Origin of the sequence: Curvibacter gracilis ATCC BAA-807 (assembly GCF_000518645.1) — a bacterium.
Lineage (GTDB): Bacteria > Pseudomonadota > Gammaproteobacteria > Burkholderiales > Burkholderiaceae_C > Curvibacter > Curvibacter gracilis.
Window position 1 is genome coordinate 26801 of record NZ_JADZ01000006.1, and the last position, 14175, is coordinate 40975.

The following is a 14175-nucleotide window of genomic DNA, read 5'->3' on the forward strand; positions in this document are numbered from 1 at the left end:
CGCCTGATGGCCGAACCCATTGCCCCTGCAGGCCCCACCGCCTCCACTGCACTTGCAGCCCTGACCCTGCCGCAAGGCCTGGCCTATGGCCTGATGGGCCTGCCGCTGGCCTTTGTGGCCCTGCCCCTGTACGTGGTGCTGCCCCACCACTACGCGAGCACGCTGGGGGCGCCCCTGGCGGCCCTGGGGGGTGTGCTGCTGGGCGCCCGCCTGCTGGATGCGCTGGTCGACCCCGGCCTGGGCCGGCTCGCCGATCGCCTGCTGCAGCACTCGCCCCGGGCCGTGTGGCGCGCCTGCGCCGTGGCCGGGGCCTTGCTGGCACTGGCGCTGTGGGCCGTGTTCATGCCCCAGGTGCGCAGCCCCGGGGCCTTGCTGGTCTGGGCCGCCGTGGGCCTGGCCCTGGCCTACCCGGCCTACAGCCTGCTGAGCATCACCCACCAGGCCTGGGGGGCCCGGCTGGGCGGCAATGAGGCCCAGCGCGGCCGGGTGGTGGCCTGGCGCGAAGGCGCCGGGCTGCTGGGGGTGGTGCTGGCCTCGGTGCTGCCCACGCTGCTGGGGGTGCCGGCCATGCTCGGCGCCTTCAGCGGGCTGCTGGTGCTGGGCTGGCTGGCCTGGCACCGGGCACCGGTGCCGCCGCCCCTGCCACCGGCCAGCGATGCCGCAGGCCCTGCGGGGCTGTGGCAGCCCTGGCGACAGGCCGCGTTCCGCCGCCTGATGGGGGTGTTTGTGCTCAACGGCATTGCCAGCGCCGTGCCAGCCACCTTGCTGCTGTTCTTTGTGCAGGACCGACTGCAGGCCGCGCCCGGGCAGGAGCCGGTGTTGCTGGGCCTGTATTTTCTGAGCGCCGCCGCGGCCATGCCGCTGTGGCTGCGTGCCGTGGCGCGCTGGGGCCTGGCACCCTGCTGGCTGGCAGGCATGCTGCTGGCGGTGGCGGTGTTTGCCTGGGCCACCACGCTGGGGGCCGGGCAGGTGATGGCGTTCCGCTGGATCTGCGCCTTGTCGGGGCTGACCCTGGGGGCCGACCTGGTGGTGCCTGGCGCCTTGCTGGCCGGCGTGCTGGCCCAGCCCGGTGCGGCCTCGGCCGGTGCCAGCTTCGGCTGGTGGAACTTTGCCAACAAACTGAACCTGGCACTGGCCGCGGGCCTGGCCTTGCCCCTGCTGGCCGCGCTGGGCTACACGCCTGGCAGCACCGACGCCGCCGGCCTGCAGGCCCTGAGCCTGGGCTATGCGGCACTGCCTTGCGCGCTCAAGCTGGCCGCGGCGCTGGCGCTGTACGGGCTGATCCTGCGGCCCGCTGCCCAGGACCGAGCCCGGCCCGGGGCCCTTCTTCAACCCTCACCCACCGACACACCATGAACCGACAACACTTTCTGCGTTACGCCCTGGGCGCCGCCACCTTGGCGCTGGCAGGCTGTGCCGGCCCCCAGGTGAGCGACTATGCGGCCGAGAAACCCGCCCTGGACCTGCGCCAGTTCTTCAATGGCCGGGTCGACGCCCAGGGCCTGTTCCAGGACCGAGGTGGCCACATCGTGAAGCGCTTCACCGTGGTGATGGATTGCCGCTGGGAAGGCGACGAAGGCGTGCTGGACGAACACTTCAGCTACTCGGACGGCAGCACCCAGCGCCGCGTCTGGCACCTGACCCGACTGGCCGATGGCCGCTACCGGGGCCGGGCCGACGATGTGATCGGCGAGGCCCAAGGCCAGGTGGCCGGCAACGCCCTGCGCTGGAACTACACCCTGGCGCTGCCGGTGGACGGCAGCACCTACCACGTGCAGTTTGATGACTGGATGATCCTGATGAGCCCGCAGACCATGCTGAACCGGGCCACCATGAGCAAGTTCGGCGTGCGCCTGGGCGAGGTGCTGCTGTCGTTCCAGAAGGCGCAGCCATGAGCCGCAACCCGCGCATCACCGACTGGCAGGGGCGGCGCGTGTGGCTGGTGGGGGCCTCCAGCGGCATCGGGCTGGCCACGGCCAGCGCGCTGCACCAGCGGGGCGCCCAGGTGATCGTTTCGGCGCGCAATGCCGAGGCGCTGCAGGCCTTTGCCCGGCAGCACCCCGGCAGCCAGGGCCTGGCCCTGGACGTGACGCGGCGCGATCAGGTGCAGGCCGTGGCCGCCCAGGTGCTGGGCGAGGGGCCACTGGACCTGATGCTGTACTGCGCCGGCTACTACGAGCCCATGCGGGCCACGCAGATGTGCCTCAACAGCCTGCTGCAGCACCTGCAGATCAACTACGTGGGGGCCCTGCACGTGCTGGATGCCGTGCTGCCCGGCATGATCGAAGCGGCCCGCACCGGCCGGCCTGGGCACCTGAGCCTGGTCAGCAGCGTGGCGGGCTACCGCGGCTTGCCCAACAGCCTGGCCTATGGCCCGACCAAGGCCGCCCTGATCCACCTGGCCGAGACCCTGTACCTGGACCTGCAGGACCTGGGCCTGGGCGTGAGCGTGGTCAACCCGGGCTTCGTGGCCACCCCGCTGACGGCGCAGAACGACTTTGCCATGCCGGCCCTGATCAGCCCCGAGCAGGCGGCGCAGGCCATGCTGCAGGGCTGGCGCCAGGGCGATTTCGACATCCACTTCCCGAAGCGGTTCACGCGCGTGATGAAGCTGCTGCAGTGCCTGCCGTATCCTGTGTACTTTCCGCTGGTGCGCCGCTTCACCGGACTCTGACCATGACCGACAACTTGCCACCCGCCTCCAGCGGAATCGATGCAGCGGTGCAGCGCACGGTGCAGTTCTTCGAGCACCTGCGCCCGAGCGATCTGGCCGACCTGGGACAGCACTACGCCGCCCACGCGGTGTTCAAGGACCCCTTCAACGAGGTGCGCGGCCTGCCGGCCATCGAGGGCGTGTTCCGGCACATGTTCGTGTCGCTGCACGAGCCGCACTTCATCGTCACGCAGCGCGTGGTGCAGGGCCCCCACTGCTTTCTGACCTGGGACTTCGTGTTCCGATTCCAGCGCTTCTCGCCCACCCAGTGGCAGACGGTGCGCGGCGCCAGCCACCTGGTGTACGACGAGCAAGGGCTGATCACGCTGCACCGCGACTACTGGGACGCGGCCGAAGAGCTGTACGAGAAACTGCCCGTGGTGGGCAGCGTGATGCGCTGGCTGAAGGAGCGGGCCCGGCACTGAGGCCCCCCCCTGTGCGCTGGGGCACAGCGCCCAGAAAAAAACCGGCCAAGGCCGGTTTTTGCGTTGCAGGTGGGGCGCACCGGCCCGAGGGCTCAGGCCGGGCGGGTGTCGGCGAAGCTGGGGCGTTGCATCAGCTTGTCCATCAGGCGGGCCAGGTTGGGGTGCTCGGTGCGCCAGGGCACCTCGGGGAAGCGGAACTCGAGCCAGCCCAGGGCGCAGCCCACCGCGATGTCGGACAGGCTGAGGTGGATGCCGCTGCAGAACGGCTTGTCGCCCAGGCCCTGGCTCATGGCCTTGAGGCTTTCGGTGATCTTGCCCATCTGGCGGTCGATCCAGGCCTGGCACTGCTGCTCGGGCGGGCGGTGCGCCCACACGGTTTCCATGCGCGCCAGCAGGCCGGCGTCCATGAGGCCGTCGGCCAGGGCCTCCCAGGTCTTGACCTCGGCGCGCTCGCGGCCCTGGGCCGGGATGAGCTTGCCCACGGGCGACAGGGTGTCGAGGTACTCGACGATGACGCGCGAATCGAAGACGGCTTCGCCGCCCTCCATGACCAGACACGGCACCTTGCCCAGGGGGTTGGAGGTGCTGATCGTCGTGTCATCGGCCCAGACGTTCTCGATGACGAACTGGTAGTCGAGCTTTTTTTCGGCCATCACGATGCGCACTTTTCGCACATACGGGCTGGTGGTAGAACCGATCAATTTCATGTGTCTATGTCTCAGGGAATGGGACCAGGGATCCGTGCAGCGCATTCTATCGAGTCGCCCCTGTCCTGGCCCGGCAACCTACAATTCAGGTATGAGCTTCTCACCCATCTCCGCCCTTTCGCCGCTGGACGGTCGTTACGCCAGCAAACTCAGCCCCCTGCGCCCGCTCATGAGCGAGCTGGGATACATGCACCGCCGTGTGCAGGTGGAGGTGGCGTGGTTCATCGCGCTGTCCGACGCCGGCTTTGATGAATTCAAGCCCCTCACCCCGGGCGCCCGCACCTACCTGCTGGGCCTGGTGAAGAACTTCTCCGAGGCCGACGGCCTGGCCATCAAGGAGATCGAAAAGACCACCAACCACGACGTGAAGGCCGTGGAATACTGGATCAAGTCGAAGTTCGAGGCCCGCCCCGAACTGCAGGCCGCCAGCGAGTTCGTGCACTTTGCCTGCACCAGCGAAGACATCAACAACACCAGCCACGCGCTGCAGATCAAGGCCGCGCGCGACGTGGTGATCCTGCCGGCCCTGGACGGCATCATCACCAAGCTGCGCGACATGGCCCACGCCTACGCCGACGTGCCGCTGCTCAGCCGCACCCACGGCCAGACCGCCAGCCCCACCACGGTGGGCAAGGAAGTGGCCAACGTGCTGGTGCGCCTGGCCGCCGCCCGCGAGAAGATCGCCGCGGTGAAGCTGATGGGCAAGATGAATGGCGCCGTGGGCAACTACAACGCCCACCTCTCGGCCTGGCCCGACTTCGACTGGGAAGCCTTCAGCAAGAAGGTGATCGAGTCGCCCGAGCCGCTGGGCCTGGGCCTGACCTTCCAGCCCTACAGCATCCAGATCGAGCCGCACGATTACATGGCCGAGTTCTTCGACGCCGTGGCCCGCGCCAACACCATCCTGGTCGACTGGTCGCGCGATGTGTGGGGCTATGTGAGCCTGGGCTACTTCAAGCAGCGCCTGAAGGCCGGCGAGATCGGCTCGTCGACCATGCCGCACAAGGTCAACCCGATCGACTTCGAGAACGCCGAAGGCAACCTGGGCCTGGCCAATGCCGTGCTGCGCCACCTGAGCGAAAAGCTGCCGGTGAGCCGCTGGCAGCGTGACCTGACCGACAGCACCGTGCTGCGCAACATCGGTGTGGCCCTGGGCTACGCCGCGCTGGCCTACAACTCGCTGATGGTGGGCCTGAACAAGCTCGAACTCAACGAAGAAGCCCTGGCCGCCGACCTGGACGCCTCGTGGGAAGTGCTGGCCGAGCCCATCCAGACCGTGATGCGCCGCTTCGGTGTGCAAGGCGCCTACGAGAAGCTCAAGGAAGTGACCCGCGGCAAGACGGTGACGGCCGAGGCCCTGCATGGCCTGATCCGCTCGCTGGACATCCCGCAGGCAGAAAAAGACCGCCTGCTGGCCATGACGCCGGGCAGCTACGTGGGCAAGGCCGCCGAACTGGCGCGCCGGGCCTGAGGCCCACAGGCCTGAACCTGCTCAGGGCAGCGAGGCCTGGTAAGCCTGGGCGCGCTGCAGTGCCAGCGCCGCGTTGTCGACAGCCTGGCGCTCGCGCAGTCGGCGCTGGGCATAGCGCTCACTGAGCCGCGAGCCCGTGCGCACCCGGTTGGACTCATCCTCACGCGGGGCTTCACCGGCCAGGTACAGGGCCTGGGCCTGTTCCAGGTGCTGGCGGGCCAGCTCCACGGCCCGGGCCGCCTCGCTGCGGCGCTGCAGCTTCTGGTTGAGCTGCTGGTTGTAGCGGTCGATCTCGGCTTGCTCATGCTGGCGTCTGGCCTGGGCCTGGGCGGCCATCTCGGGCGTCACCTTGTCGACCTTCACGGGCTGCGCCCGGCCTGAGGCGATGTCTTCTTCGCTGACGCGGTCGGTGAACACGGTGTGGCCCTGGGCATCCTTGAGACGCCACACCGCAGCAGACTCAGCCCTGACCACCGTGAGGCCGCCACCGAGCAGCCCACAAACGAGCCACAGTGCAGAGCGCCGGGCCAAAACCGCGGCTGTGGTGAAATGCGAGGTTGGACCCATGGCAGTCAAAGCTCCATTCGGATGGACAGACCCACCGCAGGGTGCGTCTCCAGCTGCCAGCATAGCCGCATCCGGCCCTCGCGGCGCACGCCCCGGCATGGGTTTTCCGCCCTTCCCCTTTCAGAACAAGAACGCCTCATGGCTCTCAAATCCACCATCTTCAAAGCCGCGCTGTCGATTGCCGACATCGACCACAACTACTACGCGGACCATGCCCTGACCCTGGCGCGCCACCCCAGCGAGACCGACGAACGCATGATGATCCGCCTGGCCGCCCTGGCCCTGCAGGCGCACCAGTTGCAGGACGTGTGCAACGGCGACGGCACCCTGGCCTTTGGCGCCGGGCTGTCAGACCCGGACGACCCCGATGTGTCGCTGACCGACTTCACCGGGCACAAGCGGGTGTGGGTGGAAGTGGGCCAACCCGAGGAAAAACCCATGCTCAAGGCCTGCCAGAAATCGGATCAGGTGCTGGTGTACTGCTTTCACCACGCCGCCGAGGTGTGGTGGAAGACCATGGAGAACAAGGTCAGCCGCATGGACAAGCTGCAGGTGTGGCGCGTGCCCACCGAGGCCTCGCAGGCCCTGGCCAAGCTGGCGCAGCGCAGCATGCAGCTGCAGGCGACGGTGCAGGAAGGTGCGCTGATGATGAGCGACTCGAAAGACACCGTCGAGATCGAGTGCGTCCGCTGGAAATGAACTGTTGGCCCCCACGGTCGCGCACTTCGTGTCGCTCCCTGCCCCCCAAAGGGGGCCGCAGGCCGCCTTGGGGCGGCCCGGCGCCGGCCTGACCTCTTCGTTCTAGAGCACGCCTGATCAAGCAATCGCCCTGTTCACCATCAGGCGCGTGAGGTCGGGTCAGGCTGCTGTTTGGCGGCGGCGTTGCCGGTGGGCTTCCTGGGCGGCGGTCTGCATGGCCTGGGCTGCGGCGGCGGGGCCTTCGGCGGCGCGCTCCAGGTAGCGGTTGAAGCGCCAGGCGTGGCCCTCCTGGGTGATGCGGCGCCAGGTGTGGCGTTTTTCGGTGGCGCTCATGCCGGGCCAGTGCTGCACCTCGTCAAAGGTGCGGCCGCAGCCCTTGCAATGGCTGTCGCCCTGACTCGTGGAGCAGATCGCGATGCAGGGGGTGTCGGGCGTGGTGTCGTACCAGGCCTGCCAGGCCTGCCAGGCGGCCTCGGGCAGGCTGAACTCGTCGGCCTCGTCCTCATGGAAATACACCATCAAGGCATACACCTCGGCCAGCGCGCGCAGCTCGGGCGACAGGACCACGCCATCGGGCGAGGGCGTCCTGGCGCGCCAGTGGTTGATGGCGGCTTCGATGTCGGTGATGTGGATTCCGGCCATGGCAATTTCAAAACAGGGGGCGCGATCATAATCCGCCGCCGCAGGCAGCCTGGGCTGAAAGGGCCGCCACCGAGGCGCACAAAGGGTCATTGACTGCCCCCCAAAAACCTACGACTTGCAAGGCCTCTGCGACCAGTGGTTAAATCGCAGCACGAAGGGGAGTAGCTCCCTCGGTGTGAGTTGGCCTGTACCCCCGTGCAGCGGCCACACCAGATCAACAAGTCGTCAATACGAAGCCTAGGCTTCCGGCTTGTTGGGCATTTTCTGCATGACTCCATGCCGAGCAAGACCTTCGATTCGAACCTGGGACAGGTTTGGTCGAAGCGTGTCTGCCACCGCATCCGCCCGGGTGCGCGCCCAGCCCCACCATGACCGCCACCTTGCCCAGGGTTTGTTCTTGCACATCCTGGAGTGTTTTTCATGGAATTTCTTTCCGCACCGTGGTGGTCAGCCCTGCTGGCCATCGTTCTGATCGATCTGGTTCTGGCCGGCGACAACGCCATCGTGATCGCCCTGGCCGCGCGCCAGCTGCCGGCCCATCTGCAGAAAAAAGCCATTCTGTGGGGCACGGTGGGCGCCATCGGCGTGCGCTCGCTGATGACCGTGGGCGTGGTCTGGCTGCTGAAGGTGCCGGGCCTGATGCTGATCGGCGGGCTGGGCCTGCTGTGGATCGCCTACAAACTGCTGGCCGACGACGGCGACGGCCATGCCGACGGCCCGGCCGCCAGCACGTTCTGGGGCGCCATGAAGACGATTGTGGTGGCCGACGCCCTGATGGGCATCGACAACGTGCTGGGCGTGGCCGGGGCCGCGCACGGCGCTTTTGACCTGGTGATCCTGGGCCTGCTGATCAGCGTGCCCATCGTGGTGTTTGGCAGCTCGGTGGTGCTGAAGCTGGTGGAACGCTTCCCGCTGATCATCCATGCCGGTGCCGCCGTGCTGGCCTTCACCGCCGCCCGCATGATCGTGGGCGAGCCGCTGCTGGACGCCGTGTTCGACCCGCCTGAGCTGATGAACACGCTGGCCCGCTGGAGCACCTACGGGGTGGCCATTGTCGGCGTGCTGGGCGCGGGCTGGCGGCACCAGCGCCGCCAATCCAACCACCAGGTCGGCCGCGGCACCACGCAAATCAGCTCGGACACCTCGGCATGAACCAAGCCCTTGCCATGTCCGCGACCGCATCCAAGACCGCTTCTGTTCCCGCCAGCGGCCCCACACGGCCACCCTCGTCTCAAGGAGAAACCATGGACACCCTGATTGCCTACTTCGACGATGCCGACCACGCCTGCCATCAGCTGCTGCCCCTGCTCGCGCCGGCCACCGCCCCGGCGCAGCAGGCCACCCACTGGATCCTGGTGGCCTGCCCGCCGCGCATGACGCGCCGTGTGAGCAAATGGGTGAGCTACGCCAACCGCGAGAACTGGCGCGCCCGCTGGGCCGACAAGGTGACCGAACCCGTGGTGCAGGCCCTGGTGGCCCCCGGTGATCAACTGACCCGGCTGGTGGCCCATGGCTCGCTGACCGATCTGTCGGACAGCCTGCGCCGGCAGTTCCCCGGCGCACGGGTGCTGGATGCCCGGCGCCCCAAGCTGGGCCAGGACCTGCCCGCCGTGACCCACAACCAGCCCGAGCCCCATGCTGCGCGCTGGGCGGTGCCCGGGGCCGTGGCAGGCCTGGGCGCGGCCCTGGTGCTGGCCACCGAGTGATGCCAGGGCGCCGCAGCAAGCAACCTGCTGCTATGCTGCGCCCATGAAACTGCTGCTGAAATGGCTGCTGAGCGCGGCCTCACTGATGTTCGTGGCCTACCTGTACCCGGGCGTGCAGGTCACCAGCCTGAGCGCCGCCCTGGTGGCGGCACTGGTCATCGGGCTGTTCAACGCCGTGTTGCGCCCCATCCTGGTGGTGCTGACGCTGCCCGTGACGGTGGTGACGCTGGGGCTGTTCCTGTTCGTGATCAATGCCTTCCTGTTCTGGGCCGCCGCCGAACTGCTCAAAGGCTTTCAGGTGACCGGGTTTGGCGCGGCCCTGATCGGCTCGCTGATCTACTCGGCCCTGGGCATGGTGATCGACTCAGCGCTGCGCAGCCTGTTCCCGCAGCAGTGAGGCCACCTCGCGGGTGCGGGCGTCGATGATCGAGGCCTCCACATGGTCGGTGGCGGCACTGCCGCCGCGCCGCACCATGTCTTGTGCCGCCTTGAAGCGGTCCATGGCGCCGCTGTAGTCGAAGTGCGCCACCTGTGCCTCAGCCTCGGCCCGCAGGGCGCGCAAGGGCTTGCCAGCCGCCCCCCAGGCGCGTGACAACCACTGCCAGGCCGTGCCATCGTGGGGGTGTACCGTCACCCAGGTCTGCAGGGCTTCGGCCGTCGGCTCGGCCTGGTCCACCCCGCCCAGGGCCAGGCGCCCCTGGGTGCCCAGCAACAGCTCTGGACGCCGCACTTGCGCCCCCGTCGGCAAGGCAGCCGCCGTGGCGGGCTTGCCCGTGGCCAGATCGAGCTCGGCCACCAGCAGGCGCTGCAGGCGCAAGGCCTCGGGGCTGGACTGCACCAGCGGCTGCAGGCGGTTGACCGCATCACGGGCTTTTTGCCAGTCGCGCAGTTGCATGGAGGCCAACGCTGCACCGTACAAAGCCTGCGCCTGGCGCACGGGCGGCTGCTGGCGGAAGGCGGGCCCGTCGGGCTCGGTCTGGCGCTGGCGCTGCAGCTCGATGTTGTCGGCGCTGATGGCGCGGGCCCGGGCCATGATGAGGGCGTGCTCGAGCGTGGTCGGCACCGCCACCTTGCTGCCGGGGCGCAGCTCCTGGCGCGCCTGCATGTCGGCGATGCGCTCGGTGGTCAGCGGGTGGCTGCGCAGGTAGGGGTAGGCGCCGTTGTCGTTCAGGCGCGAGGCCTGCTGCAGCTTGTCGAACATGGTGACGAAGCCCTGGCCATCGAAGCCCGCCTGGGTCATGACGCCATAGCCCACCCGGTCGGCCTCGCGCTCCATGTCGCGCGAGAACTTGAGCTGGTTCTGCACCGTGAGCGCCTGCCCGCCCACCACCAGAGCGCTGGCCGCATCAGGGCTTTTGCTGGCGGCCAGCGCGGCGAGGATCAGCGCGGCGACCAGCAAAGGGGTCTGCTGGCTGTCCTTGCTCATCATGCGGGAGATGTGGCGCTGCGTGATGTGGCTGAGCTCATGCCCCAGCACCGAGGCCAGCTCGTCGCGGTTGGCCACGATGGCGATCAGCCCCAGGTACACCCCCATGTAGCCGCCCGGCAGGGCAAAGGCGTTGACCTGCCGATCCTTACCCAACAAGACCTGCCAGGCAAAGCGCTCGTCCTGGTCGGGCGTGAGCTCGCCCCGCTGGCGGGCCGCCTGCATCAACTGCTGCCAGATGCCCTCCACATACTCCTGCAGCACCGGGTCATCGAGGTAGTCCGGGTCGCGGTACAACTCACGTGCGATCTGGTCACCCAACCGGCGTTCGGCGCCCAGGGTCATGCCCTCGCCGTCGCCGAGGGCGGGGAGCTGGGCGCTGCTGAGCGTGGGCGCACCCAAGGCGGTGAGCAAGGCCAGGGTCAATGGGGCCAGCCAGCGGCGGCGGAATGCAGAACGGTTCACGATGGGCTTGGCGGCGGAGCGGCCGGTGGTCAGAACGAATCGATGGGCAGGTAGCCCAGGATATCGGCAGTTTGGGCGTCCAGCACGACGGTCCAGAAGGTTTTGCGGCCCACCATCGGCACGTAGGCCAGAGCGGTGATTGGGCGACCGGTCTCTTGCACGCGCTGGTCGATCAGGGCGGCACGATCAGGAAAGCGGGTGCGAAGTGCCGTCAAAGGGCGCGACTCCTTGAGCACTGACGAGCGGGCCTGATCGTAAGGAATCCACAAATCCGGCCGGAAGCTCAGCTGCAGCCCGTTCAAGGCAGCCAGGGTGGCATCCGCCTGTTCATTGGCGTTACGGAAGTCACGCAGGCCGATCGGCTTCGGCCCCGTCCAGGGCAGCCGACGAAAGACGGGCTCAGCCTTGTCAAGCAGGTCGTCAGGCACATCGATTGCGTGAACAACCCGGAAGCGGTTGTATTCAAAGGTCAGGTACACCGGTCGTGCCACCGACACTGTCCAAAGCCCATAAACCAACGCCGACAGTTGCAACACAGCCACGAGGCTGAAATCAATCGTCAATGCCCGCCGGGTCTTGGCCGGGTTGAACAGAATGAAGGTGACCAGTGGCCCCAGCACCACATCCACCCCCATGACCAGGAAAAACAACTCCCGACCACCCGATATCTCGCGGTAGGGGTAGGGGTACCAGACCCAGAACACCAAGGCGGCCGCGCCGGCCGCAAACAACAGGCTGATGCAGGCATGAATACCCAAGGCCTTGAGACGAGGTAACAGCTGACTCATGTCCGTATGATGCGCGAAGTACGTCAATCTGGCGTAAATGCCGTTTGTCCTCCTATTTTCAAGCATGACGACCCTCACCCACTTCGACGCCCATGGTCAGGCCCACATGGTCGATGTCAGCCAAAAAGCCAGTACGCACCGCATTGCGGTGGCAGGGGGGCGGATCCTGATGCAAGCCGAAACGCTGGCCCTGATCCAGGCGGGCAATGCCAAGAAGGGGGATGTGCTGGGCATCGCCCGCATCGCGGGCATCCAGGGCGCCAAGAAGACCAGCGACCTGATCCCCCTGTGCCATCCCTTGGCCCTGACGCGTGTGGCCGTCGAGTTTTCGGTCACCGAAGGCGGCACGCCGGGTATTGCATGCCAGGCCACTGTCGAGACGGTCGGGGCCACCGGTGTGGAAATGGAAGCGCTGACCGCAGTTCAAGTGGCTTTGCTGACCATCTATGACATGTGCAAGGCGGTGGACCGCGGGATGACCATCACCGATGTGCGGGTGCTGGAAAAGCATGGGGGCAAGTCGGGATCGTTTGTGGCCACCGCCTGAGCCCCTCATGATGCAAGAGCAACACCCTCCCGGGAAAGCGGATTGGCTTCCTTTGCGAGCCCTGTGGCAATCACAGCGCTTGCGTTTCGTTGTGATCGGCTTGGGGAATACGCTCGCAGGCTACCTGCTTTTTTGGGGCTTTTACAGCCTGTTAGTGCCAACACTGCCCTACACAGTGGTCGCCGTGATGACCCACGTTGCAGCAGTGACTGTGTCGTTTGTCTGCCAGCGCGTGCTGGTCTTCCGGTCCCAAAGCCGTTGGTGGCTGGAATACCTTCGCTTTCACCTGGCCCACCTGGGGCTGTTTTTGATGGCGCTGGGCTTTCTGACTCTGCTGGTCGAGAAAGTCGGCTGGCATCCTCTACTGGCGCAGGCGGTCGTGTCCGCGGCCATAGCAGCCAGTAGCTATGTCGTTCACACCGGCTTCACGTTCCGCCAACGCAGGCTCTGAGCCCCGATTCATGGCCCGCAAAAAGCGGGCGCCACGCCTGACCATGACCTCCATCAATTCGACCTCGCCCTTTGCACCCGACAGTCAAGCTGCGGCGCCAGACCGGAAATCAGCCTTGGCCATGATTTACCTGGCCTTGCCAGTTGCCCTTTTCATCGCAGGCTGGTTCCGCCCCCTGCCCGCGTTGGGACTCTTGGCAACCCTTGGCTGTGGACTTTTTCTAGCCCTGCGTCCAACGTGGAGGGCTTCTCCCATGGTCAGCGGCAGAACTTGGGCCTGGACGGCCGCCTTGGCGGTTGTTGCCGTGGGTTGGAGTTGCCTTGGCGGTGCGGGTCACCTGTTCTACGCCAATTCAGACTGGACGATCCGCGATGCGGTGCTTCGAGATCTGAGCAGTGGCGCCTGGCCACCCAGCTACGGCAACACAGACGGTTTCGACGTGATTCTGAGAGCACCGGTGGCCTACTACCTGCCCTCCGCGACCCTCGCTCAATGGCTGGGGATCGACTGGGCAGATCGCCTGCTGCTGGCCTGGACAGCGCTGGGCGTGGGCCTGTTCCTGAGTCTGGTGCCCCTGTCTTCCCAAGCCTTGCGCTGGACACTGGGTATCGCCTGCGTGGTGCTGTTCAGCGGCATGGACATCTTGGGAGGCTGGCTTTTTTACCGAAGCTGGCCGCCGCTGGGCACGCATATAGAGTGGTGGGCGGGCTTGTTCCAGTACTCATCCAACTCGACCCTGCTGTTCTGGGTCCCCAACCACGCACTGCCTGCTTGGCTGGCCATGGCCTTGTTCTTCCGCCATTGGCGGCATCCTGATTTTCTGCGGATGGCCCCCATGTTGATGGCGCTGCTGCCCCTCTGGTCACCCTTCGCGGCCCTGGGCATGAGTCCTTTCTATCTGCTGCTGCTGCCTGCAGCCTTCCGAGCACGGTGGCGTTTTTTCAACCCAGGCAACCTAGGTCCGGCCCTGCTGCTGCTGGCTATCGAAGGCCTCTACCTGACCCTGGACCTGGCCTCTGTCCCGTCAGGCAGCCAGGATGGCCTGGATCCGGATTTCCTGTTTCTTTATGGCGTGTTCTGCGCGCTGGAGTTTGGCCTCCTCGGTCTTGCCCTCTACCGGGATGGCAAGGGACCGCTGCTGCATGTCGCCCTGCTGACTCTGTGCGTGCTGCCATTCTTCAAAATGGGCGAAGGCAACGATCTGGTGATGCGCGGCAGCATTCCAGCGCTGATGCTGCTATGCCTGTTGCTTCTCCACATCTTGCAAAGTGCGCGGATCAGGCTCCAGGACTTGGCTGGCACGGGGGTGATACTCCTCATTGGATCAGTGACACCTGCACAAGAGATTTACCGTGCAGTCACACAACCTGCTTGGGCTTTTCATGAAGAGCAGACCTTGTTACAGGCAGCCAACGGCACGGCCCCCGCTCACTATGTCGCACGCCTGAATCAGCCCTTTCTGCTGTCGGTGATGAAAAAACCCAGCGCCGCCATGCCTTCTCGCGGCTCAGCTCAGTGATGATTCGCGATGCTCGCCCAGTCGGTCACTGGGCAGCCCTTTAGACCCG

General features: G+C 66.6%; 17 protein-coding genes. 12 read left to right on the top strand and 5 right to left on the bottom strand.

The features are described 5' to 3' along the window. Positions 1-6 precede the first annotated feature (6 nt). From L880_RS0104825 to L880_RS0104840, 4 genes are read left to right on the top strand one after another with little or no spacing between them, the layout of a single operon-like run. Positions 7-1356, top strand: coding sequence for an MFS transporter (locus L880_RS0104825; protein ID WP_027474708.1), 1350 nt, complete (start codon positions 7-9; stop codon positions 1354-1356). Next, the gene (locus tag L880_RS0104830) at positions 1353-1895 is read left to right on the top strand and encodes a DUF3833 domain-containing protein (RefSeq protein WP_027474709.1); all 543 of its coding nucleotides are present in this window, start codon (positions 1353-1355) and stop codon (positions 1893-1895) included. The genes L880_RS0104825 and L880_RS0104830 overlap by 4 nt, the downstream gene beginning before the upstream one ends. Then, complete coding sequence (locus L880_RS0104835; RefSeq protein ID WP_027474710.1) at positions 1892-2674, top strand: SDR family NAD(P)-dependent oxidoreductase; 783 nt, start codon at positions 1892-1894, stop codon at positions 2672-2674. The genes L880_RS0104830 and L880_RS0104835 overlap by 4 nt, the downstream gene beginning before the upstream one ends. 2 nt (positions 2675-2676) lie before the next feature. Further along, complete coding sequence (locus L880_RS0104840) at positions 2677-3138, top strand: nuclear transport factor 2 family protein (RefSeq protein WP_051443076.1); 462 nt, start codon at positions 2677-2679, stop codon at positions 3136-3138. Positions 3139-3230: 92 nt separating this feature from the next. On the opposite strand, the gene L880_RS0104845 is transcribed toward L880_RS0104840, so the two are convergent. Next, positions 3231-3845: a glutathione S-transferase N-terminal domain-containing protein gene (locus L880_RS0104845; RefSeq protein ID WP_019573903.1), complete on the bottom strand. Its 615-nt coding sequence runs from the start codon at positions 3843-3845 to the stop codon at positions 3231-3233. A gap of 91 nt (positions 3846-3936) precedes the next feature. Here L880_RS0104845 and purB point away from each other — a divergent pair, with 91 nt between their 5' ends. Continuing rightward, positions 3937-5316, top strand: a complete 1380-nt coding sequence (gene purB, locus L880_RS0104850; RefSeq protein ID WP_027474712.1) for an adenylosuccinate lyase — start codon at positions 3937-3939, stop codon at positions 5314-5316. Between the two features lie 21 nt (positions 5317-5337). Here the strand turns inward: purB and L880_RS0104855 are convergent, their stop codons facing one another. After that, entirely contained in the window at positions 5338-5766 is a 429-nt protein-coding gene (locus tag L880_RS0104855; RefSeq protein WP_027474713.1) for a hypothetical protein, read from the bottom strand. A 255-nt stretch (positions 5767-6021) separates the two neighbouring features. Between L880_RS0104855 and L880_RS0104860 the strand changes: the two genes are divergently transcribed. Next, entirely contained in the window at positions 6022-6582 is a 561-nt protein-coding gene (locus L880_RS0104860) for a YaeQ family protein (RefSeq protein ID WP_027474714.1), read from the top strand. Between the two features lie 159 nt (positions 6583-6741). Here L880_RS0104860 and L880_RS0104865 read toward each other — a convergent pair whose 3' ends face one another. Next, positions 6742-7224, bottom strand: a complete 483-nt coding sequence (locus L880_RS0104865) for a DUF3717 domain-containing protein (protein WP_027474715.1) — start codon at positions 7222-7224, stop codon at positions 6742-6744. A 420-nt stretch (positions 7225-7644) separates the two neighbouring features. On the opposite strand from L880_RS0104865, the gene L880_RS31665 reads away from it, so the two are divergent. From L880_RS31665 to L880_RS0104880, 3 genes are all read left to right on the top strand, one after another. Then, on the top strand, positions 7645-8376 hold the full coding sequence (locus L880_RS31665) for a TerC family protein (RefSeq protein ID WP_043328676.1): 732 nt from the start codon (positions 7645-7647) through the stop codon (positions 8374-8376). 92 nt (positions 8377-8468) lie between these two features. After that, on the top strand, positions 8469-8930 hold the full coding sequence (locus L880_RS0104875) for a hypothetical protein (RefSeq protein WP_027474716.1): 462 nt from the start codon (positions 8469-8471) through the stop codon (positions 8928-8930). Positions 8931-8973: 43 nt separating this feature from the next. Beyond that, positions 8974-9327, top strand: coding sequence for a phage holin family protein (locus L880_RS0104880; protein ID WP_027474717.1), 354 nt, complete (start codon positions 8974-8976; stop codon positions 9325-9327). On the opposite strand, the gene L880_RS0104885 is transcribed toward L880_RS0104880, so the two are convergent. Together L880_RS0104885 and tfpZ are read right to left on the bottom strand one after the other, a co-directional pair. After that, a complete protein-coding gene (locus L880_RS0104885; protein ID WP_051443077.1) occupies positions 9295-10821 on the bottom strand; it encodes a M48 family metalloprotease in 1527 nt (508 codons plus the stop codon). The genes L880_RS0104880 and L880_RS0104885 overlap by 33 nt on opposite strands. Before the next feature lie 29 nt (positions 10822-10850). Further along, on the bottom strand, positions 10851-11675 hold the full coding sequence (gene tfpZ, locus L880_RS0104890) for a TfpX/TfpZ family type IV pilin accessory protein (RefSeq protein ID WP_245614962.1): 825 nt from the start codon (positions 11673-11675) through the stop codon (positions 10851-10853). On the opposite strand from tfpZ, the gene moaC reads away from it, so the two are divergent. From moaC to L880_RS0104905, 3 genes are read left to right on the top strand one after another with little or no spacing between them, the layout of a single operon-like run. Next, positions 11674-12156: a cyclic pyranopterin monophosphate synthase MoaC gene (moaC, locus tag L880_RS0104895; RefSeq protein WP_027474720.1), complete on the top strand. Its 483-nt coding sequence runs from the start codon at positions 11674-11676 to the stop codon at positions 12154-12156. The two genes, tfpZ and moaC, sit on opposite strands and share 2 nt — an antisense overlap. Before the next feature lie 7 nt (positions 12157-12163). Beyond that, positions 12164-12607: a GtrA family protein gene (locus L880_RS0104900; protein WP_027474721.1), complete on the top strand. Its 444-nt coding sequence runs from the start codon at positions 12164-12166 to the stop codon at positions 12605-12607. Between the two features lie 10 nt (positions 12608-12617). Next, positions 12618-14126: a hypothetical protein gene (locus L880_RS0104905; protein ID WP_157462614.1), complete on the top strand. Its 1509-nt coding sequence runs from the start codon at positions 12618-12620 to the stop codon at positions 14124-14126. Positions 14127-14175 lie beyond the last annotated feature (49 nt).